The organism is Candidatus Pelagibacter sp. HIMB1485 (assembly GCF_052048055.1).
Taxonomy (GTDB): domain Bacteria; phylum Pseudomonadota; class Alphaproteobacteria; order Pelagibacterales; family Pelagibacteraceae; genus Pelagibacter.
This window is the reverse complement of the sequence record NZ_JBNAIN010000002.1, coordinates 871863-896357: the sequence shown is the minus strand read 5'-3', so window position 1 is coordinate 896357 and position 24495 is coordinate 871863. Positions and strand designations below refer to the sequence as shown.

At 28.5% G+C, this 24495-nt stretch carries 21 protein-coding genes and 3 tRNA genes; 5 read left to right on the top strand and 19 right to left on the bottom strand.

Features of this window, described 5'->3' with window-relative positions; translation table 11 throughout:
• Positions 1-2 precede the first annotated feature (2 nt).
• From ACTTA4_RS07150 to ACTTA4_RS07140, 3 genes are read right to left on the bottom strand one after another with little or no spacing between them, the layout of a single operon-like run.
• On the bottom strand, positions 3-1208 hold the full coding sequence (locus tag ACTTA4_RS07150; protein WP_440634115.1) for a sugar phosphate nucleotidyltransferase: 1206 nt from the start codon (positions 1206-1208) through the stop codon (positions 3-5).
• Entirely contained in the window at positions 1208-2926 is a 1719-nt protein-coding gene (ilvD, locus tag ACTTA4_RS07145) for a dihydroxy-acid dehydratase (protein WP_440634114.1), read from the bottom strand. The genes ACTTA4_RS07150 and ilvD overlap by 1 nt, the downstream gene beginning before the upstream one ends.
• The gene (locus tag ACTTA4_RS07140) at positions 2926-5553 is read right to left on the bottom strand and encodes a valine--tRNA ligase (protein WP_440634113.1); all 2628 of its coding nucleotides are present in this window, start codon (positions 5551-5553) and stop codon (positions 2926-2928) included. The genes ilvD and ACTTA4_RS07140 overlap by 1 nt, the downstream gene beginning before the upstream one ends.
• A 122-nt stretch (positions 5554-5675) precedes the next feature.
• Between ACTTA4_RS07140 and ACTTA4_RS07135 the strand changes: the two genes are divergently transcribed.
• Both ACTTA4_RS07135 and ACTTA4_RS07130 read left to right on the top strand, forming a co-directional pair.
• Positions 5676-5749 (top strand) — tRNA-Cys (locus ACTTA4_RS07135).
• 50 nt (positions 5750-5799) lie between these two features.
• Positions 5800-5875 (top strand) — tRNA-Asn (locus ACTTA4_RS07130).
• Positions 5876-5940: 65 nt separating this feature from the next.
• On the opposite strand, the gene ACTTA4_RS07125 is transcribed toward ACTTA4_RS07130, so the two are convergent.
• The 10 genes from ACTTA4_RS07125 to ACTTA4_RS07080 all read right to left on the bottom strand — a co-directional run bounded on the left by ACTTA4_RS07125 (position 5941) and on the right by ACTTA4_RS07080 (position 17063).
• Positions 5941-6312, bottom strand: coding sequence for a helix-turn-helix domain-containing protein (locus ACTTA4_RS07125; protein ID WP_440634112.1), 372 nt, complete (start codon positions 6310-6312; stop codon positions 5941-5943).
• A gap of 146 nt (positions 6313-6458) precedes the next feature.
• On the bottom strand, positions 6459-7193 hold the full coding sequence (locus ACTTA4_RS07120; RefSeq protein WP_316963573.1) for an amino acid ABC transporter ATP-binding protein: 735 nt from the start codon (positions 7191-7193) through the stop codon (positions 6459-6461).
• Between the two features lie 2 nt (positions 7194-7195).
• Positions 7196-8638 (bottom strand): amino acid ABC transporter permease, encoded by a 1443-nt coding sequence (locus tag ACTTA4_RS07115; protein WP_440634111.1) that lies wholly within the window; start codon positions 8636-8638, stop codon positions 7196-7198.
• Entirely contained in the window at positions 8639-9790 is a 1152-nt protein-coding gene (locus tag ACTTA4_RS07110) for an amino acid ABC transporter permease (RefSeq protein ID WP_440634110.1), read from the bottom strand.
• Between the two features lie 63 nt (positions 9791-9853).
• The gene (locus ACTTA4_RS07105; protein WP_440634109.1) at positions 9854-10894 is read right to left on the bottom strand and encodes an amino acid ABC transporter substrate-binding protein; all 1041 of its coding nucleotides are present in this window, start codon (positions 10892-10894) and stop codon (positions 9854-9856) included.
• A 124-nt stretch (positions 10895-11018) separates the two neighbouring features.
• Positions 11019-11095 (bottom strand) — tRNA-Arg (locus ACTTA4_RS07100).
• 29 nt (positions 11096-11124) lie between these two features.
• Positions 11125-12294 (bottom strand): TrkH family potassium uptake protein, encoded by a 1170-nt coding sequence (locus ACTTA4_RS07095; RefSeq protein WP_440634108.1) that lies wholly within the window; start codon positions 12292-12294, stop codon positions 11125-11127.
• 238 nt (positions 12295-12532) lie between these two features.
• Positions 12533-13924, bottom strand: coding sequence for a Trk system potassium transporter TrkA (gene trkA, locus ACTTA4_RS07090; protein WP_440634107.1), 1392 nt, complete (start codon positions 13922-13924; stop codon positions 12533-12535).
• Positions 13925-15280, bottom strand: a complete 1356-nt coding sequence (locus ACTTA4_RS07085) for a sigma-54-dependent transcriptional regulator (protein WP_440634106.1) — start codon at positions 15278-15280, stop codon at positions 13925-13927.
• A gap of 1 nt (position 15281) precedes the next feature.
• Entirely contained in the window at positions 15282-17063 is a 1782-nt protein-coding gene (locus ACTTA4_RS07080) for an ATP-binding protein (RefSeq protein ID WP_440634105.1), read from the bottom strand.
• A 23-nt stretch (positions 17064-17086) separates the two neighbouring features.
• Between ACTTA4_RS07080 and ispF the strand changes: the two genes are divergently transcribed.
• Genes ispF through ACTTA4_RS07065 form a run of 3 tightly spaced genes read left to right on the top strand, consistent with a single transcriptional unit; the run spans position 17087 to position 19142 of the window.
• The gene (gene ispF / locus ACTTA4_RS07075; protein ID WP_440634104.1) at positions 17087-18187 is read left to right on the top strand and encodes a 2-C-methyl-D-erythritol 2,4-cyclodiphosphate synthase; all 1101 of its coding nucleotides are present in this window, start codon (positions 17087-17089) and stop codon (positions 18185-18187) included.
• Positions 18184-18675, top strand: coding sequence for a phosphatidylglycerophosphatase A family protein (locus tag ACTTA4_RS07070; protein WP_440634103.1), 492 nt, complete (start codon positions 18184-18186; stop codon positions 18673-18675). The genes ispF and ACTTA4_RS07070 overlap by 4 nt, the downstream gene beginning before the upstream one ends.
• Entirely contained in the window at positions 18675-19142 is a 468-nt protein-coding gene (locus ACTTA4_RS07065) for a CinA family protein (RefSeq protein ID WP_440634102.1), read from the top strand. The genes ACTTA4_RS07070 and ACTTA4_RS07065 overlap by 1 nt, the downstream gene beginning before the upstream one ends.
• Here ACTTA4_RS07065 and ACTTA4_RS07060 read toward each other — a convergent pair.
• From ACTTA4_RS07060 to ACTTA4_RS07035, 6 genes are read right to left on the bottom strand one after another with little or no spacing between them, the layout of a single operon-like run.
• Positions 19139-19576, bottom strand: a complete 438-nt coding sequence (locus ACTTA4_RS07060; RefSeq protein ID WP_440634101.1) for a type II toxin-antitoxin system RatA family toxin — start codon at positions 19574-19576, stop codon at positions 19139-19141. The two genes, ACTTA4_RS07065 and ACTTA4_RS07060, sit on opposite strands and share 4 nt — an antisense overlap.
• Positions 19576-20496, bottom strand: a complete 921-nt coding sequence (lipA, locus tag ACTTA4_RS07055) for a lipoyl synthase (protein ID WP_440634100.1) — start codon at positions 20494-20496, stop codon at positions 19576-19578. Before lipA ends, ACTTA4_RS07060 begins: the two co-directional genes overlap by 1 nt.
• Positions 20486-20788, bottom strand: coding sequence for an FtsB family cell division protein (locus ACTTA4_RS07050; RefSeq protein WP_440634099.1), 303 nt, complete (start codon positions 20786-20788; stop codon positions 20486-20488). The genes lipA and ACTTA4_RS07050 overlap by 11 nt, the downstream gene beginning before the upstream one ends.
• A complete protein-coding gene (gene eno, locus ACTTA4_RS07045) occupies positions 20788-22044 on the bottom strand; it encodes a phosphopyruvate hydratase (protein WP_440634098.1) in 1257 nt (418 codons plus the stop codon). The genes ACTTA4_RS07050 and eno overlap by 1 nt, the downstream gene beginning before the upstream one ends.
• Positions 22041-22862, bottom strand: a complete 822-nt coding sequence (kdsA, locus tag ACTTA4_RS07040; protein WP_440634097.1) for a 3-deoxy-8-phosphooctulonate synthase — start codon at positions 22860-22862, stop codon at positions 22041-22043. Before kdsA ends, eno begins: the two co-directional genes overlap by 4 nt.
• Complete coding sequence (locus tag ACTTA4_RS07035) at positions 22859-24475, bottom strand: CTP synthase (protein ID WP_440634096.1); 1617 nt, start codon at positions 24473-24475, stop codon at positions 22859-22861. The genes kdsA and ACTTA4_RS07035 overlap by 4 nt, the downstream gene beginning before the upstream one ends.
• Positions 24476-24495: the final 20 nt, after the last annotated feature.

Here is a 24495-nt window from a genome sequence, read left to right as displayed (position 1 = left end):
GTTTATTTTACTCTACCGTAAACATCTTGAAATCTTACAATGTCAGTTTCTTTTAGTATTGAGCCAACTTGAGCTTCAACAATCTTAACTGGTTTTTTTCCAGGATTTTGAACTCTATGAATGGCCTCTAATGGAATAAATATGTGTTCTCCAGGTTTTTTAGTAATTACATCTTTATCAAGTGTTATTTTTGCATTTCCTTGAGTAACCAACCAATGTTCAGCACGGTGATGATGTTTTTGTAAACTTAGTATTCCTTTTGGATTTACATAAAGTTCTTTAATTAAAAATTCTTTGCCTTCGAATAGGTTTGTGTATCTACCCCATGGTCTGTAATAAACATTTTTCTTCTTTATGTATTTGTTTTTATTCTTGTCATACATTTTTAAAATTTCTTTCCAACTACCAAGATCTGACCAAGGTATATCTAATTTAATTGCATTAATTTGCTTTGTTTTTTCAAGTATTGCGTAATCAAACGATTTAGCGGTTGCTTTTATAAATGAGGCTTTATTTAAATGATATGTATTTGAATTATATTTTGCCTTATTAACAGCTGTTACACAATTTCTGTATATGGTTGGGTTATATTTTTTAAAGTTATTGATGATTGAATCTTTACGAAGATAAAACATTCCTGAGTTCCAATATCCATTTTTTTTTATAATTTCTTTTGCTTTTGCTTCTTTAGGTTTTTCAATAAATCTAGTTACTTTATTTATGTTTCCTTTAATTTTTTTGGTTAAGAAATAACCATAATCACTTGTTGGAGATTTTGGTTTAATACCAAATACAAAAATATTATTTTCATTAAGATTGGACTTATTTTTATTGATAGCCTTATTAAATATATTCATCTTCTCAATCAAATGATCGGCTGTAAAAAACATTAGTGGCTGATTATCAGGAATATCTTTTATTAAAGCTGTGCTTAAGATAGCTGGAGCCGTATTTCTTTTAGCTGGTTCAACAACAATTTTATATTTACTGATTTTATTTTTTCTTAGATGTTGTTTAACTTTACTTAGATATTTTTTGTTTGTGCTTATAATGGGTGCATCATAAATGGATGCTTTTGTTCTCTCTAAAGTTTTTCCAAGTAAAGTCCAATTACCAAAATCAATAAACTGTTTAGCTTGATGATTTTTAGAATTAGGCCAAAGACGGGTACCAGCACCACCGCATAAAATAACTGGTCTTATTTTCATTAAATCTCTGAGTAGTCTTTAACTTCCATTTTCTTACCTGGATGAGTTGGTGCTCCTAAATATGCTGGTCCAACTGTTTGAGCATATTTCCACAATGTTCCAGATCCAAAGTCAGATTTTTTAGCTTTCCATTTTCTTCTTCTTGAAGCTAATTCTTTTTTAGAAAGTCTTACATTGATAGTTCCTTTTTTGGCGTCGATATCAATTATATCTCCGTTCTTTAATAGACCTATAGGACCCCCTAGAGCGGCCTCAGGGCCTACGTGACCTACACAAAAGCCTCTTGTAGCACCAGAGAACCTTCCATCAGTTATAAGGGCTACTTTCTCCCCTTTTCCCTGACCGTAAATTGCACCAGTTGTAGATAACATTTCTCTCATACCAGGACCTCCAACTGGTCCTTCGTATCTAATAATAATTACATCACCATCATTATACTTTCTGCTTTGAACAGCTTTCATAGCGCTCTCTTCATTATCAAAGCATCTTGCTTTTCCAGTAAATTGTAATTTTTTAAGTCCTGCAACTTTAACAATTGCTCCTTCTGGAGCTAAGTTTCCTTTTAATCCAACAACACCTCCTGTTGGTGATAATGGATCTTTGTAAGATCTCATTACTTTTTGTTTAGTATTAAATTTAACATTTTTTAAATTTTCTTTCATAGTTTTACCTGTAACAGTCATACAGTCTCCATGAATATATCCACCTTCGTATAAAGTTTTTAATAACATCGGCACACCACCTGCTAACCACATATCCTTTGCTACATATTTCCCACCAGGTTTTAAATCAGCTAGATAAGGTGTTCTTTTAAATATTTTAGCAACATCCATTAAATCAAATTTAATACCTGCTTCATTAGCAATAGCTGGTAAATGAAGACCTGCATTAGTTGATCCACCTGTTGCAGCAACAATTGTTGCAGCATTTTCTAAAGCTTTTCTTGTAACAATATCTCTTGGTTTAATTTTTTTCTGTAAAAGGTTCATAACAATTTTACCACTTTCTTTTGCATATTTATCTCTTTCCTCGTAAGGAGCAGGTGTTCCTGCTGAATATGGTAATGCTAGACCAATTGCTTCAGATACACATGCCATTGTGTTAGCAGTAAACTGACCACCACAAGCACCTGCACTTGGACAAGCAACTAATTCTAATTTTCTAAGTTCTGCTGCAGACATTTGACCTGATGAATGTTTTCCAACAGCTTCAAATACATCTACTACAGTTACATCTTTTCCTTTGTAAGTTCCTGGAAGAATGGATCCTCCATAAATAAATACACTTGGAACATTAAGTCTTACCATTGACATCATTAAACCTGGTAAAGATTTATCACAGCCAGCAATACCCACTAATGCATCGTAACAATGGCCTCTAACAGTAAGTTCAGCAGAGTCTGCGATAACTTCTCTTGAAATTAAAGAAGATTTCATTCCTTCATGACCCATTGCAATTCCATCAGTAACAGTGATTGTACAAAATTCTCTTGGTGTTCCACCATTTGCTCTGACACCTTTTTTTACAGATTGTGCTTGTCTCATTAAAGCAATGTTACAAGGTGCTGCTTCATTCCAAGTTGAAACTACTCCAACAAAGGGTTTTGCTACATCTTTTTCTGTTTCACCCATTGCATAATAAAAAGATCTATGTGGTGCTCTATCTGGTCCTAATGATGTATGTCTACTTGGAAGTTTCTTTTTATTAAATTTTGCCATTATATACCCTTTATTGTTACTAATATTTTTTCAATATCATTCTTTAAATTATTATAATTAGTTTTTTCTTGTTCAACAATCTCTTTTGGAGCACGGTCTACAAAACTTTTATTCTCTAATCTTTGAGATATTTTATTCATTTCTTGTTCTAATCTACTTTGTTTATTTGTTAAGTTTTCTTTAATTAATTTTAAATCTACATCTTTATCAAAATAAATTTTAAATAAGTCACCTGAGACAACCATTGTTGCAGCAGGTTTTTCTAAATCACTATCAAGTATGTTGTTTATTCTTCCAAGTTTTTTTAAGATAACTTCATTTTTCTTGATAAATTCTTTTTGATTGTCATTAATACCTTTAATTGAAACATCAATAAATGATCCCGGGCTAACATTTAGCTCATTTTTAAAGGATCTAAGCTCAGAAATAATATTAATCATATTTTCAACCTGCTCAGTGCTGTTATCTTTATTAACTTCTCCTGTTACCCAATTTTTATGCATTAAAAAATCGCTACCATTCTTATCAAATTGGTCTTTGAGCCATATTTCCTCTGTTACGAAAGGAATAAATGGATGAAGTAAGATTAATATATGTTTGAATACATAGGATGATACTTTTTTAACCTCTGCTTTTGCATCATTATCATCTGAAAAAAGAATAGTTTTAGATAACTCCAGATACCAATCACAATATGAGTGCCAAGCAAACTGATAAGCGTTTTTTGCAGCTTCATCAAATCTATAATCATCAAGATTTTTTTGAATTTTATTCTTTGCCTCTATTAACTCTGAGTAAATCCACTTATTAATATTTACTTTTAAGTTAGGTAGATCATCAATATCTTTAAAATCACATTCATTTGTTATTAAAAAATTATTTGCATTCCACAATTTATTTAAAAAATTTCTATAACCTTTAACTCTATCTTCTGATAATTTAACATCTGTTCCAGGTGAAGCCATTGAAAGTAAAGTAAATCTCAAAGCATCAGCACTATATTTTTCAATTAAATCTAATGGATCAATTACGTTTCCTTTTGATTTAGACATTTTCTGTCCTTTTTCATCTCTTACAAGTGCATGAACATATATATCTTTAAACGGTTCTTTATCTAAAAATTCTGTTCCAAACATAATCATTCTTGCAACCCAGAAAAAGATAATATCAAAACCAGTTACCAATACTGAAGTTGGATAAAATTTCTTTAAATATTCATCATCTTCAGGCCATCCAAGTGTAGCAAAAGGCCATAAACCAGATGAAAACCAAGTATCTAAAACATCAGGATCTCTAGTTAATTCTACTACTTTTTTATAAAATTCTTTTGCTTGAGACTTTGCTTCCTCTTCATTGATAGCTACAAAAATTTTATTGTCGGGTCCGTACCATGCTGGTATTTGGTGTCCCCACCATAACTGCCTAGAAATACACCAAGGCTCAATATTATTCATCCATTGAAAATACGTCTTTGACCAATTTTCAGGAAAAAAATTTGTTTTATTAGAATTAACAACTCCTTTTGCTTTAACAGATAATTTACCAGCATCAGCAAACCATTGCTCTGTTAGAAAAGGTTCAATTATAGAATTAGATCTATCTCCATATGGAACTTTATTTTTTATATTTTCTTCTTTTACAAAAAATTCTTTTTCTTTAAGTTCTTTTAAAATTCTTTTTCTAGCTTCAAATCTATCAAGACCTTTATAATGTTCAGGTGCGTTTTCATTTATTTTACCTTCTTCAGTAAAAATATTTATGATTTCAAGTTTGTTTCTTTGACCTACATCATAATCATTGAAGTCATGTGCAGGAGTTATTTTCAATGCTCCTGTGCCTTGTTCAGGATCAGCATAATCATCTTCTATAATTTTTATTTTTCTACCAACAATTGGAATAGTTACTGTTTTACCAACGAATGATTTAAAACGATCGTCTTTAGGATTTACAGCTATAGCAGTGTCACCTAGCATTGTTTCAGGTCTTGTGGTTGCTATAGTTATAAATTCACTGGTTCCATCTATAGGATATTTAATGTAGTAAATTTTTGAATTTACTTCTCTTTGATCTACCTCTAAATCTGAAATAGCTGTCTTAAGAACAGTATCCCAGTTTACTAATTTCTTATCTTTGTAAATTAAACCTTTATTGTAAAGTTCTACAAAAACTTTGATAACTGATTTGGATAAATTATCATCCATTGTGAATGCATTTCTTGACCAATCACAAGAACAACCAAGCTTTTTTAATTGGTTAATTATTATGTCGCCGTATTGTTCTTTCCATTCCCAAACTTTTTCAATAAATTTATCCCTACCAATAACATTCTTATCTATCTTTTCAGAAGTGAGTTTTTTCTCTACCAATGCTTGTGTAGCAATACCAGCATGATCAGTTCCTGGTTGCCATAAAGTTTCATAATTATTCATCCGGTGATAACGTACCAATAAATCCTGAATAGAATTATTTAAAGCATGGCCCATATGAAGGCTACCAGTTACATTAGGTGGAGGAATTACTATTGAAAATTTTTTAGAATTTTCTTTTGGTTTAAATAATTCATTTTTTTCCCAATATGAATAAATCTTATTTTCAACTTCAGAATGGATATATTTATCGTTACTCATTGATTTTAAAGTTTATAATTTAATAATCTTATTTAACAATAATCAATTTGGATCGTTATTTAATAGACTAATATAAAAAATTTAATATAAAAAGGCCTGAAGCTATTCGTCTAAAACAAGAAGGCAACGTGGCGGAATGGTTACGCAGAGGATTGCAAATCCTTGTATCCCGGTTCGATTCCGGGCGTTGCCTCCAAAAAAAATCTTGTTTTAGTTTTAAAAAAAAGTAAGTTGTGATTTTTATATTCCTCGGTAGCTCAGTTGGTAGAGCAGTTGACTGTTAATCAATTGGTCGCAGGTTCGAGTCCTGCCCGAGGAGCCAAAAAAAAATTAATCTAAAATATTAAGAATAAACAATTAACCAAAGGGGTCCCATTTTGGTTATGATTAAACTACTTTAGAAATATTAGATCCTGAAATTTGTAGTGTTTTGTTAAACTTTAATTTTTGATCAGCATTAAGTTCTGAATAAACTTTTGCTAAAAAATTATAATTAACATTCATATGTCCTTCTTGAGATTTTTCTAAGTTAACTAAATATTCTGAAAAATCTTCGAAGAAATAATTGATCGGCACTTTTAAATAATTTGAAAGTTGAAGTAACCTAATTGAACTTACTCCATTAGTTCCTTTTTCATATTTTTGAATTTGTTGAAATGTTACGTTAATTGCTTTTGCTACTTTTGTTTGTGTTAAACCTAAAGCCAATCTTCTTAACTTAAGTTTGTTCCCCAAGTGTTTGTTGAAATTATCTTCCATTAAGACCCCTCTTAATTAAATTTTAAAAGTCTATTGAACAAATTTATTTTAATTACTGCAATAGAAAAATTTATTTATTTTAATAAAAAAACCTTAAAAACTAAAAACCTGTCAAGCAATTGTTAAGATTAGAATGTATATAAATTTTACAAGATTTGGCTTAAGAAAAGCTTGGTACGATCACTCTTTGGATTAGCAAAAAACTCTTTTGTATCGGCTTTTTCCACTATCATACCTTCGTCCATAAAGATCATTTTGTCTGCAACTTCTTTTGCAAAACCCATCTCGTGAGTAACAACAATCATTGTCATACCTTGATTAGCCAAATCAACCATTACATCTAGAACTTCCTTAATCATTTCAGGATCAAGGGCTGATGTTGGTTCATCAAACAACATAATCTTTGGTTCCATACATAGTGCTCTAGCAATTGCCACCCTTTGCTGTTGACCACCAGATAATTGACCTGGAAATTTTTGAGCTTGATCAAGAATTTGAACTCTTTCCAAATGTTTTAATGCTAATTCTTCAGCTTCTTTTTTAGGCATTTTTTTTACCCAAATAGGAGCAAGTGTGCAGTTATCTACAATAGATAAATGCGGGAATAAATTAAATTGCTGGAATACCATTCCAACTTCAGCTCTAATTTGCTCAATATTTTTTGTATCTTCTGTTAAAGTATTACCATCAACAATGATATCTCCTTGTTGATGTTCTTCTAATCTGTTTATGCATCTAATTAATGTGGATTTACCTGATCCAGACGGTCCGCAAACTACAATTTTTTCTTTTGGTTTAACCTCTAAATTTATGTCTTTTAATACTTGGAAATCTCCAAACCATTTATTTACATTTTTAATTTGAATAATACTATCAGACATAATTATCGCTCTGTTTTATATTTTTGTTCTAGATTATAGCTATACTTACTCATTGCATAACAAATAATCCAGAAAATTATTGCTGCAAATACGTAGCCTTCCATTGCAAATCCTAACCATTCTGGATTAGTTTTTGCTAAATTTAACATTCCAACTATCTCTAATAATCCAACGACAAATATTAAAGGTGTATCTTTTACTAAAGCTAAGAAGGTATTAGCAATACCTGGGATTACTAATTTAAGTGCTTGAGGTAAAATTACAAATATATGCATCTTCCAATATCCCATACCTAGTGATTTTGCTGCCTCGTATTGGCCTCTTGGTAGAGCTTGCAAGCCTCCTCTAATTACTTCTGCAACATATGCAGCTTCAAATAAAGAAATTGCAATAATTGCTCTTACCAATTTATCTATGAAAAAATCTTCCGGTAAAAACATTGGAAACATTACAGCAGACATAAATAGAACTGTAATAAGTGGTACCCCTCTCCAGAACTCAATAAATCCTACAGATATATATCTAATCAAAGGTAACTCAGATCTTCTACCAAGGGCGAAAGCCATCCCTATAGGAAAACAAAAAATTAAACAGAAGAACGAGATTATGAATGTTAGAGACAACCCTCCCCATGCTCCAGTTTCAACCCAGTTTAATCCATCAAGCTTACCAAGTTCAATTAACTCCTCATAAAAAACAAAGTATTTAAGAACAATATAAAGAGTTAATGGAACAATTAAAAAATAGTAAAACTTAAATCTACTTGGAATAAAAAATCCAATAATAATTGAAATAACTGCAGCAATTATACCGTAAGAGAAATCAAAAAATACTGGTCCGCCTGATATAAAAAAGAATATAAACAAGAACGCAATGAAAGGATAAATAACTACATAGTATAAAGTTAAATACTTTTTAAATTTCTCTGTAGCAAAATATCCAACTGACCCAAGTAAAGCCAAAGAAATAAAAGATAAATTTATTCTCCATTGTTCAGCATTTGGATACATTCCATACATAAATCTGTTAAACCAAACTTTGATATATGTCCAACATGCACCAGTACCAGAACAAACATCTTTACTATCTCCTGCAAAACTAGCATCAACAAAAAACCAACTTAGAATTGGTGGTGTTGCTTTAATGATTACAAAAATAATTAATAATGAAAGAACAGCATTAAAACCATTAGTATTGATATTTTTATTTAGACTATCTAAAAATTTATACCCACTATGCTCTATTCTAATAAAGTGAAGACCTATAAATCCGATTACTAAAGGGATCACAAAACTTAACAAAGTTGGTAGGAAACCTGTAATGTTAACATTAAAAAATGAATTCAAAAATACATCTAAAACACTAACAAAAAATAATAAAGAACCTAAATATAAAAAGGTATTCAAATTTTCTTTATCTGGTTTTAAAAAATTAATTTTTGACATTTATTTTTCCTTAATAGCAATTTTTTTATTATACCAATTCATCAATATAGAAATTGATATACTCAAACTTAAGTAAGTAAGCATTGTAATAGAAACGATCTCAATTGCCTTTCCTGTTTGCATTAACGCAGTACCTGCAAATACTAAAACTAAATCTGGATATGCAATTGCAGCAGCTAATGATGAATTTTTAGTTAAATTTAAATATTGGTTAGTAGTTGGTGGTATAATAATTCTTAAAGCTTGAGGCATTACAACTAATTTTAAAACTTGATTTGGATTTAAACCGATAGATGCGGCGGCTTCTTTTTGTCCTTTTCCAACACCTTGAATTCCAGCTCTTACACACTCTGCAATAAAAGTTGCAGTATATAATGCTAAAGATAAAGTTAATGCAATTAATTCAGGTGGTAAATTTAATCCACCTTCGTATCTGTAAGAAGTTGCAGCTAATTGTTTTAATTTAGGTATCTCAAAAGAAAGGTTTACACCTCCTATTAAAAAACTAAATAAAGGTAATATAAAAATTAATCCTAAAGATATCCATAAAACTGGTAATTGTTTACCTTGAGTTTCTTGAACTTTTCTCGCATGAACTCTGATAACAACTATTGCAATTATTGCTGCAACTACTGAATAAAAGAAAACATTAAAATTTTCCCAAACAAAAGCTGGAACATACAGACCTTTAATAGTTAAAAAGAAAACACCAAACATTGCATCAGCATCTTGAGGTAATGGTAAAGCTCTTAAAGCTGCAAAATACCAAAAAAATATTTGTAAAAGTAATGGAATATTTCTAAAAAATTCTACGTAAAAAGCTGCAAATTTATTAATTAAATAATTTGGCGAAAGTCTTGCTACACCAACAATTATTCCAAGTATAGTTGCAATGAAAATTCCAATTACAGAAACTAAAATAGTGTTTAACAAACCAACGAGATATGCTCTAAAATAAGAATGTGATCCGTCGTATTCTATTAAAGAAAATTGAACATCAAATGAAGATTCTTGAGATAAAAAACCATATCCAAAATCAATACCTCTGTTTTCCATATTGACTTGGGCGTTATAACTAAAGAAACCAAAAACTAGAACTACTGCTAAAACTGTAATTAATTGAGGAACTATTTTTTGTAATTTGAAGTTCATTTAAGAGCTTATAAAAAAAAGGGCTAGAAAAATCTAGCCCTTTTTAATTAGTTAAATATGCAATTATCTTGCAGGTGGTACGTAAAGAATTCCACCTTTAGTCCATAATTCATTTGGACCTCTGTCTGGTAAAATTCCAGTGTCAGCTATATTTCTTTTGTAGCTTTCACCGTAGTTACCAACTTGCTTGATAATTCTTAAGCTCCACTCATTATCTAGACCAAAAGCAGCACCTAATTCACCTTCAGCACCAACTAATCTTTTTACAGCTGGATTGTCTGAAGTTTTCATAGAATCTGCATTAGCTGAAGTAATTCCATACTCCTCAGCTTCGATCATAGCATTTAAAGACCATCTGACGATATCTTCCCATACTGAGTCACCTTGTCTAACAACTGGTCCTAAAGGCTCTTTAGAAACAGTTTCAGGTAATACAATGTGATCATCTGGGTTAGTCATTTTAGTTCTTTGTGCAGCAAGACCTGATTTATCAGTAGTGTAAGTATCACATCTACCAGCATCATAAGCAGCTACAACTTCGTCAGCTTTTTCAAAAGCAACTGGCTCATAAGAAATTCCTTTAGAGTTAAAGAAGTCTCTCATGTTTAACTCAGTTGTTGTACCAATGTTTGTACAAGCTGAGATACCATTTTTGAATTGGCTTGTTGAAGTAATACCAGAACTTTTTCTAACCATGAAACCTTGACCATCGTAGAAGTTTACTCCAACGAAAGTTAGTCCGATATCAGCATCTCTAGAAAGAGTCCAAGTTGTGTTTCTTGATAAGATATCAATCTCACCAGAAGTTAAAGCTGTAAATCTTTCTTTAGCACTTAATGGTGTAAACTTAACTTTGTTTGCATCACCTAGTACTGCAGCAGCTACCGCTCTACATACATCAACGTCAATACCAGTCCAATTTCCTGCTGCATCAGCATTAGAAAATCCTGGAAGACCTTGAGATACTCCACATCTTACAAAACCCTTCTTCTGAGTGTTTTTAAGTGTTTTAGATTTTTTAGCAGCCATAGTTTCTGTTGTAAAAGTAAACAACACTGCAACCATTGCTACTAAAGAAGTTAATTGTTTTAAGTATTTAAACATTATTCTTCCTTTTAGTTATTATTATTTGTTAACAAATAATTCAAAACTAAGTTTTGAATTCGCAGGATTAAAACATTTTAGAAAAACTACTTCAAGAAGAAATTATGGTCAAAAGACCAAGAAATGGCGCGCCCTGAAGGATTCGAACCTACGACCCTCGGTTTAGAAAACCGATGCTCTATCCAGCTGAGCTAAGGGCGCAATATTTGAAATACATATATATTACAAATTTAATATTTAAACAGAAATTTTTTAGCTATCAATAATAAAGATAATAATTCAATACGGCCGATAATCATAAAGAAAATAAGAATATATTTAGTAATAAAATGTAAATTTTGAAAATCAAAATCACCCATTCCATAAGCTGAAGAATTAACAGTATTCATTAATGTTAATACTGCCAGTTTAAATGAATATTCAAAATTGATTTCACTCAAAGATAAAAAAATTGTTAATGAAAAAAGTGAGATTATAAAAATAACAATTGTAAGAAAATATTTGTTTATATCATGAGTTGCAAAGTTAATTTTAGAAAATACTAGCTTATTCATAAATACATTTTTTGGTCTGCTAAATGAAAGTATTTGATTTAAAGAATATTTTGTTAAAGAGTAAATTTTTAAAAATCTTAATCCTGAACTTGTAGAAATAAATGAACCTCCAATTATAACCAAAAGTAAATACAAAAATTGAAGATTAGTTTGTTCAACATTCAATGAAATTCCTATATTTGAAATACTACTTACTAAAGATAAAAAACTATAAGAAAAAGTATTATCGTAACTAAAAAATATAAAAAATATCCCAACTGTTATTACAAAGTATAAAAATAGATGAATATCCTCATGAAAAAAATTAATATTTTTTCTTAAAAAGATTAAATTGTATATAAAGAAAATACTGAAAAAAGAAACTAGCATTAATAATGAAAAAATTATTATCTGTGAATTTTGAGTTAGTATTGTTGAGAGATCATTTACTGGTAAAAAACCACCTGATGAAATAATAGTCATTGATAAATTTAATGAATTAAAAGATCTAATTCCAAATAAATTAAGAATTATAAAAATAGATAATGTTAAGCTTGAATATAAAATAAATATTTTAATTGTTTGTTTTAAAATTTCGGTTGTATTAAATGATAAAAAATTTGTAAGAGATTTTTTTAAGTTTTCATCATAAATATCAATCAAAAAAATTATAGAAAATAAAAAGTATAATCCACCTATCCATTGAATAGATGATCTCCATATTATTAAACCCTGATCAATATGCTTTATATTTTCAAATATTGTAAAACCGGTTGATGTAAAGCCAGACACTGCTTCAAATAAAGCGTTTAAAAAAGTTAAATTATAAATACTAAAATAAAATGGAATGGATAACACTAATGGCATAAAAAAATACCCCAAAAGTACTGTTAGTATTTTTTCAAATATTGTAGGTTTTTTATCCAAGGTATCAATTTTATAAAAGATGAAACTAATTAAACCAGAGATTACGAAACTAAAGTAATATGTATTTAAGTTTAAGTATAAATTAAAATAATAAGAGTAGATAATATTTAAAAAAGAAAAAACTGAAATTAATAAAAAGAAAAAACTTAAATATTTTACCCGAAGTATTGGCATTTAATTAAATTGAGCTAATTCTAAAAATATTTTCAACAACTGAGATTGAATCTTTTTTGGCTAAAAAAACAACTTTATCATCTTTTTGAAATACAAAGTCTGATCTAGGTATAATTACTTTTTCGTCTCTAAGAATAGCACCAATTCGAATTTCCTCAGGAAGATTAGAATTTTTTAATTCTTTGTTAATTAATTCAGATGTCTCAATTATCTCGGCCTCTATTACCTCGTATTCACCGTTCATAATTGTATAAGCTGTTTCAATTGTTCCTTTATGAATATGTTTTAAAATACTCGACACAGTATTCATTCTGGGATCAATCAAATCATCAATTTTAAGTGAATTTTGTAATAATGAATAATTTGGCTTATTAATTAAGGCCATTGTTCTTTTGTCATCGATTTCTTTTTCATCTTTTGCAAATTTTTCGACTAAAACACTTACCATTAAATTATCTTCATCATCGTTTGTAAGAGCTAAAACAGTCTCTGCTTCTTCTAAATTTGCCTCAGCTAAAACTTCCTCATCTAACGCATCTCCATTGATAACTATTGTATTGTTCAGTTCGCTTGCAAGAAATTCAGCTCTGTCTTTGTTTTTCTCAATAATTTTTACTCTCGCAGCATCTAAATTTTCCTCAATATTTTTAGCTAAATTAAAACCAATATTTCCTCCACCAACTATAAGAATTTTTTTAGAAACTTTTTCGGTGTGTCCAAATGCTTCCAATGTTTCAGACATTTGAGTTGAATTTATAATCACATAAATCTTATCATTAGTTTTTATTTCATCAGTTTTTTTGGGAATAAAAAACCTATCTTCTCTTATTACGCCAATTACATTTGCTTTAAGATTAGGGTATTTTTTTGTGAGATCACTTAATTTAATATTAATCAAACTACAATTTTCATTAATTAATATTTCAAGTAACCTAATTTTATTTTCTGCAAAAGGAACACTATCTAAGGCACCAGGAGCTTCGAGCTTTCTTTGGATTGATTTAGCAATTTCAATTTCTGGTGAAATAATAACATCTATTGGTAAGTTTTCTTTGTTATAAACCGTTGTAAACTTTGGATTTAAATAATCCTGAGATCTTATTCTCGCAATCTTTTTTGGTATTTTAAAAATAGAAAATGCAATTTGGCATATAACCATATTAATTTCGTCATTTCGAGTTACTGCTATAATCATATCAGCCTCTTGCGCATTAGCCTTTTCAAGAATTGATGGATAACTTCCTTTTCCAACAATAGCTTTAACATCAAGTGCGTCATCAATTTTTTGAATATCTTCGCTTGATGGATCTATTACAGTAATAGAATGACCTTGATCACTAAGCTGTTTAGCAATAGTGAAGCCTACTCTACCTGCGCCACAAATGATTATGTTCATTTAATTAAATTCTTTAATTCCTAAACCTTTTAATTTTCGGTGTAAGGCACTTCTTTCCATTCCAACGAAATTTGCTGTTTTTGAAATATTTCCATTAAATTTTTTCAGTTGAATAGTTAAATACTCCTTTTCAAATTTTTCTCTAGCCTCTTTTAATGGCACAGATAGACTGTTTTCAGTCAATTGTTCATTGAAATTAATATTTTTCAAGGATTCTTTTATTATATTTGAAATTTTTTCCTTTGTGTCGGGTTGTAAAATTGCAATTCGTTCAATTAAATTTCTCAATTCTCTAACATTACCGTGCCAATCATGATTTAGGATATAAGTATTGTCTTCATCTATTTCTAATTCATTAATATTGTAATTTTCAGATATTTTTTTTGAAAAATATTTAATCAAAAGTGGAATATCTGAAATACGTTGGCTCAATGGTTCAACGTTTATTTCAAAAACATTAAGCCTATGAAATAAATCTTCTCTAAAATTTCCTATTTCAATTTCTTTCTTCAAATCCTTACTCGAGGAGCATATTAATCTAACATTTACACTTATATCATTTGAACCATTAACTCTTTTAAATTTTTGATCTGTTAGAACTCTCAAAATTTTTGACTGTATATCTAAAGGTATCTCTGAAACTTGATCTATCAATAAGGTTCCTTTGTTAGCTTTTTCTAACGCTCCATAAGATATAGAGCCGTTGTCTTTTTCTTCTCCAAACAATTCCAACTCATATTTATTTGAGTCTAGCAAAGCACCATTTAAAACTACAAAAGGATTTTTATTTCTTTTTGACAATTTATGAATTTTTCTTGCTATTAATTCTTTTCCAGACCCTGATGGACCATTAATAAATACTCTACTTTCTGTTATTGAAATTTTTTTAATTTGGTCGTTTATATTTAAAATATTTTTACTATTTCCAATTAATTCATATGATGAAAACAACTTTGTTTCATATTCTTTATTTTGCTTTTTAAGATTGTAATTCTCAACTGCCCTTCTAACAAAATTAAGTAATCTCTCTTGATCAAAAGGTTTTTCAATAAATTCAAAAGCACCTTCATGAAGGGATTTTACAGCCATTTCTATATTTGCATGTCCTGATATTATTATAACAGGTACATCTTTATCTTTTGATTTAATATGTGACAACAACTCTATCCCATCATTATCACCCTTATCTAATTTAACATCAAGTATTGCAACATCTGGAAGTTTTTTATCTATCTCTGATAATGCTTGATTGTAATTAGCAGCAAGTCTTGTTTTGTAACCAGCATCCAAAATTAACTCATTAATAATATTCCTTATATCGGCATTATCATCTACAATTAAAATTTCAGAACTCATTCTATTTAATAAAATCTATTTTAATTTTTGCACCTTCATCTAAAGGTATAAATTCAATTTTTCCATTGTGATCATTTATAATTTTACTTACTATTGAAAGACCCAATCCAGTTCCATTTTTTTTAGTAGTAAAGTATGGATTTAAAATATCTTTAATATTTGCTGCAAATATCCCGAAACCAATACCATTATCTATTAAGTTGATTATTATGTGGTTATTTTCCTCATTAACTTCAATGGTGATTTTTTTCTCTAATTTACTGTCATTTTCTGCTCTTTGTTGAATACTTTCGATAGAATTTTTAATTAAATTAAAGAAAACCCTTGCAAGCTGTTCTTTATCACTATTTAAAAAAATTTCTTTTTGATTGTTGTTAATGGAAATATTAATCGAATTATCCAGTTCATTTAATAATTTTATATTCTCCTGAATAATTTGAATTAAATTATTTTCTTTTAAAATGGGTTTTGGCATACGTGCAAAATCTGAAAATTCATTAACTAAATTTCCTATTTGTTTAATTTGGTTATTTATTATCTTTAAATTCTCATCAAAATTTTGTTTTTCGTTTTCATTAACTTGATTAGAATATTTTGTTTTCATTCTATCTATTGTTAACTGAATTGGGGTTAAAGGATTTTTAATTTCATGCGCCAGTTTTCTGGCTAAATTACTCCATGCTTCATGTCTTTCATTAATGATTAATTTTTCTTGTTGATTTCTAAGTCTATCAATCATTAAATTGAAATTTTTATTTAAAATTTCTAAATCTTTATCAGTTTTTACTTCAGGAACCTTTGTATCAAATTTTCCCTCACCAATAGATACTGATGCATTAATTAAATTGTTTATGGATCTAAAAAACCTAGAAGAAAATCTTATAGCTATCGATATAGAGACAAACAATAGAACGCTAACAACTATTACATAAATAATTGCAAAAGATATTTTAATACCTGTGCTCTTTTCCTCAACAGTATAATAAAAATTTATAGCTTCTTGAGATTCAGTTAAGTATTTTGAAATATCTTTATCTAAATATTTAATTACATACAAAAATCTATTATCATAATTTTGCAACCTCATTATGGCTGCAGACATATTTTCTGGAGCGTTTATAATTTTTAAAGGTCTATCATCGTCAAGAACGAGTGCCAAAGCTCTATCTACAGGAGGCGCATATGGCTGGTCATCTTTTAGCGATGTAAATAATAATTTTTTATCAATATTTATGATGTGAATTTCATCAACACCTCTAATTAATTTCTGGGTATCTAAAAATCTCTTATATTCATTTGGATTATCATTTAAAAAATTTTTACTTTTATTGGTATCAAAGGCTATTAAAACAATATCTGATTGAATTTTATTTCTAATTTCCTCTACATAATTTTTAGCTAACTCATAAGAATTATTAACTACAGTTGTAACTTTCTTGTCGAAATATTTTTCTAAGGCAAAAGAAAAAAGGAATAATGAAAAAATAGAAATTAAAACTGAAGGTATTAAAGTAAATAGAGCAAATACAGTGATATACTTTTTGTTAGATTTTAAACCGTCTTTATCAATATCTGTTTTAATTGCTCTTCTAATTTCAAAAAAAATAAATACAAAAAAGGTAGTTAGAAGAAGGATATTTAATATTAAAAGATATTGTAAATTTTTATCAGTTAGTTTTATAAATCCTTTATCAATAAAAGTTAAAAATGTTAAAAAACCTATCGATAATGTGATAATAAATAATATTATCAAATAAATGTTTTTCTTAATAAAATCTGACATTTGGGTATAAAATTTCTATAAATATGAGTAACTATTTTATAATACTTGCATCAGGACAAAGCAAAAGGTTTAATTCGAAAAAACCTAAACAATACAACATTTACAAGGGTAAGCCTTTATTCAAACACTCTCTTGATAAAGCTTTAAAATCAAAACTTTTCAAAAAAATAGTGATTGTAGTTAACAATAAAAAGGAAATTAAAGAAAAATTTCCTAAAAATGTTTCAATTATTATTGGTGGGAAAGAAAGGTCTGATTCTTCATTGATTGCTTTAAAGTTTATTAAAAAATACAAACCCACCAATGTACTAATACATGATGCTGCAAGACCAAATTTTACAATAAATCTGTTAAATAAATTAATAACTTCACTAAAAAAATATAAAGCAGTAATACCTGCAATTAAATCTAAAGACTCAATCAAGTATAAAATTAAAAATCAAATATTCAATTTAAGCAGAGATAATTCTATTTTAACACAAACCCCTCAGGCTTTTAAGTTTAAAGATTTATATAAATTATCAACAAAACAAAAAAAGGTAGTTTCAGACGAAGCAACAATATTTATTGAAAACAATCTTAAAGTAAAATTTGTTCAAGGTGAAAATTTAAATACTAAAATTACTTTCAAAGAAGATATAAAAGAAAAAAAAACCTACTTTGGTTTAGGATTTGATATTCATAGATTAATCAAAGGTAAAAAACTTTATTTGGGAGGTATTAAAATACCTTATCACTCAGGATTAAAAGGACACTCTGATGGTGATGTAATTATTCATTCAATAATTGATTCGATATTAGGAGCTATGAGAAAAAAAGATATTGGAACTTTTTTTCCAGATAACAGTAACAAATTTAAAAATATTAGATCTCCAAAAATGCTAAAACCAATAATAGAATTGTTAAATTCAAATAATTACCATATCAATAATTTAGATATAAATTTGATCTGTGAAAAACCAAAAATATCAAAATACAGAGATAAAATAATAAATTCGCTTTCTAATCTTTTAGATTTAAATAAAAATTTAATTAATTTAAAAGGTAAGACTACAGAAAAACTTGGATTAATAGGAAAAGAAAAAGCAATTGCCTGTGAAGTAATTTGTTCGATATCAAAATGAAAAAAATTAATGTTTTAATCTCAACTTTCTTTGGTTACGGATACTTAACAAAAATGCCTGGTACTGTTGCTTCAATTGTTACAACGGTCTTTATTTATATAGCTTATGAAATTCTTGATTATACAAGTTTAAAATTCTCGATAGTCTTTTTTATTATTTTGTTTTTTTACTCTTTTTATGCAGTCAAAGACACAGAGAGTGAATTTGAAAATAAAGATCCTAGACAAATTGTAATTGATGAAGTTTTGGGTCAATCAATGCCTTTGATACTTTTGCTATATTTAAATCAAACCAATCAAATCAATATTGCTATTGAATTTTATTATATTATTTCTTTACTATCATTTAGATTTTTTGATATTTTTAAACCATTTCCTGTAAGCTATTTCGATAAAAATCATAAAAATTATTTTGGCATAATTATGGATGATATAATGGCTGGACTATATTCAATGATCATAATTTATTTAGTTAGTTTGGTATTTTAATGAGTTTAAAAAAACTACATAAAAAATTAATAGATAAAAAATTAACAATTTCTGTAGCTGAATCTTGTACAGGAGGTTTGTTGGCTAGCAATCTTACAAAATTAGCTAATTCATCCAAATATTTTCATATGGGTTTAATTACTTACTCTAATGATGCAAAAATCAAAATCTTAAAAGTAAATAGTAATATCATTAAAAAATATGGTGCCGTAAGCAAAGAATGCTGTGAAGCAATGGTAAAAAATTTATCTAAAATTTCGAAAAGCACAATTAATGTATCAATTACTGGTATAGCTGGGCCAGGAGGAGGATCAAAATTAAAACCAGTTGGTCTTGTCTATATTGGGATTAAAACAGGAAAATATTTATTAATTTTAGAAAATAAATTTAAATCTAGGAACAGATCAAATATTCAAAAAAATACAGTAAGAGAAGTATTAAATAAAATTACAAAAATTATTTCTTAGAGATTTTCAGCTCTTTTTTGAAAAGCATCAGCTATTTTGTTTAAACCAAATTGAAATGATTTTTCCATTATTAAATTCAAAAACTTATTTTTAATTTCAAAATCAACATCAAATTGAACTTCTGTTAAATTATCTTTTTCTACAAATTTCCAATTATTTTCAAGATGTTTTAAGGGACCATCAATATTGGTTACATGAATAGAGTCATTTTTTTTATCATATCTGACATCGCTTTTATAAGTATCTATAAAGGGTCTTTTGCCAATGGTCAGATCAGCAATTATTTTTTTTACATCTCCCTCGTCATTAGTTTCATAAACTTTTGAGTCTATGCAAAATGGAATGAATTCAGGATACCTTTCTATATCTAAAACAAAATCAATTAATGTTTGTTTATCACGTGCGATGTGACGTGTAACTGATGCTTTAGGCATTAATTACTTTTTATTCTATTTTGTTGTAACTTAGCAAAATCCTCATCAGCATGATAAGAAGATCTTGTTAAAGGTGATGAGGAAACTAATAAAAATCCTTTAGCTTTTGCTATAGTTCCTAAATCATCAAATTCTTTTGGCGTATAATATCTATCTAATGGAAAATGTTTTGTTGATGGCTGCAAGTATTGGCCGATAGTTATAAAATCTACATCAGCCGCTCTTAAATCATCCATAACTTGTAATATTTCATCTCTTGTTTCTCCTAACCCAACCATAATTCCAGATTTAGTAAAAATATTTTTATCAATTTTTTTAGCATTTTTTAAAAGTTCTAAGGATGCAAAATATCTGGATCCTGGTCTTACTTTTAAATAAAGACTGGGAACAGTCTCAATATTGTGATTAAAAACATCTGGTTTAGCATCAATAACTTTTTTATATGCTTCCCCTTTTCTTAAAAAATCTGGTGTTAAAACTTCTATAGTTGTATTTGGGTTTGATTTTCTTGTTTGGTTGATCACATCATAAAAATGTTCAGATCCTCCATCATTTAGATCATCTCTATCAACTGAGGTTATTACGACATGTTTTAAATTTAACTTTTTTACAGCCTCTGCAATTTTAACTGGTTCCAATGGATCTAAATTTCCTGGAACGCCAGTTTTAACATCACAGAACGCACATGCTCTTGTGCAAGTATCACCCATTATCATAAAAGTTGCATGTCTCTTGCTCCAGCACTCTGTAATATTTGGACAGTTTGCTTCCTGGCAAACAGTTACAAGATTGTTATTGTTAACTATTGTTTTTGTTAAAAAAAATTCTTTACTATTTGTAAGCTTTGATCTGATCCAATCTGGTTTTTTTTTAATTGGATTAATCGGCTTATTTTCTTTTTCAGGATGTCTACTTTTCATCTTTTTTAATTAAATAAATTGTTTCATTTTTTTTACCAAATAAAAATCTTTCTCTAATTAAGATTTCTACATAATCTAAATCTAGATTTTTACTCAACAAAGAATTTTTATGATCAATATCTTCTATTTTATTAATTAATAATGCTTCTTCATTTTTCAAGTTGGACAAAAGTTCTTTTTTTTCAAAATATGAAAAAAGACCCCTTTCTCCAGAAACTAGATTAAAAATGAAATAAAATATTAAAAAAATTGAAGTTAATAAAAAAAAATTTTTTTTTATTAATCTTAACATTAATTGATCTTATTCATTCTTGCCTTATTTCCAAGTTCTTCTTCAATTCGGATTAATTGATTATATTTAGCAACTCTTTCTGAACGTGCTAAAGATCCAGTTTTGATTTGGTTAGAATTTGTTCCAACTGCTAAATCAGCAATAAATGTATCTTCACTATCTCCAGATCTATGAGAAATTATTGTTTTATAGCCAATAGTTTGAGCAAATTTAATTACATCTAGAGTTTCTGAAACAGTACCAATTTGATTAAGCTTAATTAATATAGAATTTGATGAAATATTTAAAAAACCTTTTTTAAGTCTTTCAAGATTTGTGACATAAAGATCGTCTCCTACAATCTGGACTTTTTTCACAGAACGCATTAATTTATTCCAAGCTAACCAATCATTTTCAGCAAAAGGATCTTCTATCGATTTAATTTTATATTTCTTAATAATTTTTTGGTATTCTTTGATTGATTTTTCAACAGAAACAAAACTTTTTGAATGAATTGAATATTTGTTTTTTTTTAATAGTTCATTTGCTGCTACATCCAAACAAATTGAAACATCTTTACCATTAACAAATCTAGATTTCTTAATTGCTGAAACAATCAAATCAAGAGCCTGGTTATTACTACTAATCATAGGTGCAAAACCACCTTCATCACCAACTGATGTAGAATAACCTTTGTTTTTAATTAAAATACTTAGGTTTTTAATAACAACAAAACAAATCCTCATTGCCTCTGAGAAACTTTTTGCTCTATCAGGTCTTATCATAAATTCTTGAATTCTAAGACCATTGTTGGCATGAGCTCCACCATTAATAATATTCATTAATGGATAAGGTAATTGAAAATTATTTTTTAAAAAAAAAGTTTTGTAGAGAGGTAGTTTTTTTACTTTTGCAGAAAGTTTTTTTACTGCCATTGATACAGCAAGCATAGCATTTGCACCTAAATTGGTTTTTTGTCTAGTACCGTCTAAATTAATCAACAAGGCATCAATTCTCTCTTGATTATGAACGTTTTGTCCTTTTAATTTTTTTGAGATTTTTGAATTTACTAATTCAACAGCTTTTAAAACACTTTTACCTAAATATTTTTTATTATTTTTATCTCTTTTTTCAAAAGCTTCGTATGTGCCAGTTGATGCACCTGATGGGCATATTGCAGACGCACTGGAATTATTTGTGTAAACCTCAGCTTCTACTGTTGGATTTCCTCGACTATCAAAAACTTGTCGTGCTTTAACTTTTATTATTTTACTCACTTAATAAGTTTATCAATTTCGGTTAACTGTTTTAGTAAATTTTCTAGTTTATCTAGAGGAACCATATTTGGTCCATCAGATGGTGCATTATCAGGATCTTGATGAGTTTCTATAAACACACCAGCAACCCCTACAGCAACAGCTGCTCTTGCAAGATACTCAACAAATTCTCTTTGACCACCAGAAGACTCTCCTTGTCCTCCAGGTTGCTGAACTGAATGCGTTGCATCAAAAATAACTGGATAACCATTCTTGGCCATAATAGGTAAAGATCTCATGTCAGAAACCAAAGTGTTGTATCCAAAACTTGCACCTCTTTCAGTAACAAGAATATTTGAGTTTCCTGAGTCTGATATTTTTTTTGTAACATTTACCATGTCCCAAGGTGCTAAAAATTGACCCTTTTTAACATTTATAATTTTATTTGTTTTTGCAGCAGCAATTAAAAGATCAGTTTGTCTACAAAGAAAAGCTGGAATTTGCAAAACATCAACATGATTAGCAACTATTGAACATTGCTCTGAATTATGAATATCTGTTAAAATTGGAATATTTAATTCTTTTTTAATTTTGTTAAACACAGGTAATGAAGCTTCCAAACCAGCACCCCTCTTACCTTTTAAACTTGTTCGGTTAGCTTTATCAAAAGAAGTTTTATAAATAAAACCTAAACCATATTTGGAAGTTATTTCTTTTATTTTTCCAGCCATGTCCATTGCATGCTGTTCTGTTTCAAGCTGACATGGACCAGCAATAATACAAATTTTTTTATCATTTGAAATTTCTATGTTCCCACAATTGACTGTAATACTACTCATTTATGATTTTTTGCTGCTTTGATAAATGAAGAGAATAAAGGATGAGGAGATAAAGGTCTAGATTTAAATTCAGGATGGAACTGAACTCCAATAAACCAAGGATGATTTTTAAGTTCAATTATCTCAGGAAGTTTATTATCTGGCGATAAACCAGAAAATATTAGTCCATTTTTCTCAAATTTTTCCTTAAATGAAATATCCACTTCATATCTATGTCTGTGTCTTTCTTTGATTAATCTTGATTTATAAATATCTCTAATTTTAGACTTATCTTTTAAAATTGCATCATAAGAACCAAGTCTCATTGTTCCACCTAAATTTTTATCTGTACCTTTAACTTTTTTTCCACTTTTTTCCCACTCATTCATTAAACCAATTATATGAACACCACCTTTATCAAACTCAGAAGAAGTTGCTTTTTTAATTTTTAATTTATTTCTAGCAAATTCTATTATTGCCATTTGCATACCGTAACAAATACCTAAAAATGGTATTTTATTAATTCTTGAATATTTAATTGCTTCGATTTTTCCCTCAGTTCCTCTTTTTCCAAATCCTCCTGGTATTAGAATACCTGAAACATTTTTAAGTTTGCTTTTAATTTCAGAAACTTTTAATTTTTCTGAATCAATTCTAACTAAATTTACCTTCAAGTTGTTTGTAATTCCTCCATGCGTTAAGGCTTCATCTAATGATTTATATGCATCTTTTAATTCAACATACTTACCTATTATCGCAATATTAACTTGTTTTTTTGTATTAAGTGTAATTTTGGTAATTTTCTTCCAAGGATTTAGGTTATTTGATTTTTTAGATTTTATTTTAAAGTAATCTAAAACTTGAACATCTAACTTTTCTTTAGCAAAACTAATTGGTGCTTCATAAATTGTTTTTACATCAACCGTTTCAATTACATTTTTAATATCAACATTACAAAATAGAGATATTTTTTTTCTATGCTCTAAAGGTATTGGTCTTTCTGATCTACAAATAATTATATCAGGTTGAATACCAATACTTCTCAATTCTTTTACGGAGTGTTGTGTTGGTTTAGTTTTTATTTCATCTGATGCTTTTAAATATGGAACTAAAGTTAAATGAATAAATAAAGCATTTTTTTTCCCGATATCATTTGAAAATTGTCTTATAGCCTCAACAAATGGTAAACTTTCAATATCTCCTACAATTCCACCTATTTCGCAAATTACAAAATCTTCTTTTGACGTATCGTATTTAATAAATTCTTTAATTCTATCGGTTATATGTGGAATAACTTGTACTGTCTTTCCAAGATATTCTCCTTTTCTTTCTTTTCTCAGAACATCGCTATAAATTTTTCCTGTAGTAATATTATCTGTTTTCTTTGCAGTAACTCCTGAAAATCTTTCATAGTGACCTAAATCTAAATCTGTTTCAGCGCCATCATCTGTTACAAAAACTTCTCCATGCTGGAATGGACTCATTGTTCCAGGATCTACATTTAAGTAAGGATCTAATTTTCTAAGCCTAACTTTATACCCACGTGACTGTAATAGATAAGCTAATGATGCTGATGATAGACCTTTTCCAAGGGATGAAACCACGCCGCCAGTGACAAATATATATCGCGCCATGGAATTATCTTATAGCTAAT

Excerpts from the sequence above, each read along its gene's own strand:
- ACTTA4_RS07080 (WP_440634105.1), bottom strand. The coding sequence starts at position 17,063 with ATGTCAGATTTTATTAAGAAAAACATTTATTTGATAATATTATTTATT.
- ACTTA4_RS07150 (WP_440634115.1), bottom strand. The coding sequence starts at position 1,208 with ATGAAAATAAGACCAGTTATTTTATGCGGTGGTGCTGGTACCCGTCTT.
- ACTTA4_RS07115 (WP_440634111.1), bottom strand. The coding sequence starts at position 8,638 with ATGTCAAAAATTAATTTTTTAAAACCAGATAAAGAAAATTTGAATACC.
- ACTTA4_RS07095 (WP_440634108.1), bottom strand. The coding sequence starts at position 12,294 with ATGCCATTAGTGTTATCCATTCCATTTTATTTTAGTATTTATAATTTA.
- ACTTA4_RS07120 (WP_316963573.1), bottom strand. The coding sequence starts at position 7,193 with ATGTCTGATAGTATTATTCAAATTAAAAATGTAAATAAATGGTTTGGA.
- ilvD (WP_440634114.1), bottom strand. The coding sequence starts at position 2,926 with ATGGCAAAATTTAATAAAAAGAAACTTCCAAGTAGACATACATCATTA.
- ACTTA4_RS07140 (WP_440634113.1), bottom strand. The coding sequence starts at position 5,553 with ATGAGTAACGATAAATATATCCATTCTGAAGTTGAAAATAAGATTTAT.
- ACTTA4_RS07105 (WP_440634109.1), bottom strand. The coding sequence starts at position 10,894 with ATGTTTAAATACTTAAAACAATTAACTTCTTTAGTAGCAATGGTTGCA.
- lipA (WP_440634100.1), bottom strand. The coding sequence starts at position 20,496 with ATGAAAAGTAGACATCCTGAAAAAGAAAATAAGCCGATTAATCCAATT.
- ACTTA4_RS07060 (WP_440634101.1), bottom strand. The coding sequence starts at position 19,576 with ATGCCTAAAGCATCAGTTACACGTCACATCGCACGTGATAAACAAACA.
- ACTTA4_RS07070 (WP_440634103.1), top strand. The coding sequence starts at position 18,184 with ATGAAAAAAATTAATGTTTTAATCTCAACTTTCTTTGGTTACGGATAC.
- ACTTA4_RS07050 (WP_440634099.1), bottom strand. The coding sequence starts at position 20,788 with ATGTTAAGATTAATAAAAAAAAATTTTTTTTTATTAACTTCAATTTTT.
- ispF (WP_440634104.1), top strand. The coding sequence starts at position 17,087 with ATGAGTAACTATTTTATAATACTTGCATCAGGACAAAGCAAAAGGTTT.
- ACTTA4_RS07125 (WP_440634112.1), bottom strand. The coding sequence starts at position 6,312 with ATGGAAGATAATTTCAACAAACACTTGGGGAACAAACTTAAGTTAAGA.
- ACTTA4_RS07085 (WP_440634106.1), bottom strand. The coding sequence starts at position 15,280 with ATGAGTTCTGAAATTTTAATTGTAGATGATAATGCCGATATAAGGAAT.
- ACTTA4_RS07035 (WP_440634096.1), bottom strand. The coding sequence starts at position 24,475 with ATGGCGCGATATATATTTGTCACTGGCGGCGTGGTTTCATCCCTTGGA.
- ACTTA4_RS07110 (WP_440634110.1), bottom strand. The coding sequence starts at position 9,790 with ATGAACTTCAAATTACAAAAAATAGTTCCTCAATTAATTACAGTTTTA.
- trkA (WP_440634107.1), bottom strand. The coding sequence starts at position 13,924 with ATGAACATAATCATTTGTGGCGCAGGTAGAGTAGGCTTCACTATTGCT.
- ACTTA4_RS07065 (WP_440634102.1), top strand. The coding sequence starts at position 18,675 with ATGAGTTTAAAAAAACTACATAAAAAATTAATAGATAAAAAATTAACA.
- kdsA (WP_440634097.1), bottom strand. The coding sequence starts at position 22,862 with ATGAGTAGTATTACAGTCAATTGTGGGAACATAGAAATTTCAAATGAT.